The organism is Nonomuraea sp. NPDC050691 (assembly GCF_040654455.1).
Classification (GTDB): domain Bacteria; phylum Actinomycetota; class Actinomycetes; order Streptosporangiales; family Streptosporangiaceae; genus Nonomuraea.
The window spans coordinates 1-1,375 of sequence record NZ_JBFAIA010000373.1; the positions used below are offsets into that span (position 1 = coordinate 1).

Below are 1,375 nucleotides of genomic sequence, written 5' to 3' on the forward strand. Positions count from 1 at the left end.
CTCGGAGAGTGCGTCCCTGCCGCACGCGCAACCGCCTCAGCACGTCGCCGAGCAGCTGACGCAGCAAAATCATCTGTCGCTCCCTCCCCGGGGTGCAAGCATCATCAGCATTGCGGAAGGGCTGTTTACTTCAAATTGTTTAATTTCCATTTTTGATTTCCTTGTTTATCAAGTGTTTAAAAAAATTTACCGTCATAGGCTGTTATCTTTTAGGCCGCCTTTCGCCTGTAACCGTTTGTTCGATTTCCCCCATGCTTTACCATGTCTTGCTGTCGGCTTCTGCCTACCTGAAGGGCGGTTACTACGCTTTCGATTTGTTAAAGAACTGTGTTTTGCTTCGATGTGTGTATTATAGCAAAGCTAAATAGAATGTAAATAGCAATGCTAAGAAATTTTGCTATATTTTTGCTATATATTGATTTAAAAGAGAATTTAATTTTGCTATCTGAAAAACACTTAGGCGAACGCCTGCGAATTGGGAAGAACGCAAAAAGAAAACCGCCCATATAGGCGGTAAATGTGAAGCAAATAACGGTATAACCCTATCGAAAGGGGGTAAACCCCTACCAATAGGCAAAAAGAAAACCCCTAGCCTTATGATTCCGGTCAAGCAGGCCGGTAAGGCTAGGGGAGTTATTAAGCAATCTTCTTTCTACTTGGTCATTATACCTGAATAATTGGATAGGTGAAGTGAGAAAAAAATAACTTCATAAATCAAATTCCCGTGTGATCGGAATCCCTGTTTCTATGGACGCAAAAAACCTACAAGCCTTTATTGACGAGGATTTGCGCCATGGATCAAAAAAATGGAATCCTTATGACTTTCATTTTTTCTTCTACTGCAAATTTATGCGTTTCAGACGGCAAAAGAAAAGCCCGCGCATGGCGGGCTGAAAAGGATAAAAATCTGTGAAGAGGTGTGTATTATAACTGAATATTCTGAGAAAAAGAAGAAAAAAACATCACTTCTTAAATCCTTATAATTCAATGCTTAGTGGGATTACTTGTCCTTGTTTAGGGTTTTGTCGTGTTTCTCAAGGGCGCGTTTCGTCTGCTTGATTCCGGTTCTAACCTTGTTAATTTTTTCGTCAGACAGCTTGAGGTCTTCCGGCAATGTGCCGGACGTTTGAATCATCACGTTACGGACTGAACGTCCAACTTCTTCAGCGGCTCGCTCTAACGGCTTTTGTCCGTGTATGTTCTGATTGCGTATCTTTTCCTCTGTCTGCGTGATTCTGAACGTATTGGCCGCCAATTCGACAGGGTTCATGAAGTCCAGTAATGAGCCTTTCAGGTCGCCTACGCCTTTGTAGTTTTTCAGCTTGTTAATGTTCATGTTGTACAAGCCGCGATAACCGGCATTTTGGAATAGGCC

The 1,375-nt window shown here is 42.5% G+C and carries 1 protein-coding gene and 2 pseudogenes; 1 reads left to right on the forward strand and 2 read right to left on the reverse strand.

What is annotated here, in order from left to right:
• Positions 1-73 (reverse strand): annotated as a pseudogene (locus AB0H81_RS44860) (transcriptional regulator); the annotation flags it as partial.
• Between the two features lie 653 nt (positions 74-726).
• Here AB0H81_RS44860 and AB0H81_RS44865 point away from each other — a divergent pair.
• Positions 727-894, forward strand: a complete 168-nt coding sequence (locus AB0H81_RS44865; protein WP_358388738.1) for a hypothetical protein — start codon at positions 727-729, stop codon at positions 892-894.
• A 106-nt stretch (positions 895-1,000) separates the two neighbouring features.
• Here AB0H81_RS44865 and AB0H81_RS44870 read toward each other — a convergent pair.
• Positions 1,001-1,375, reverse strand: a pseudogene (locus AB0H81_RS44870) (hypothetical protein); the annotation flags it as partial.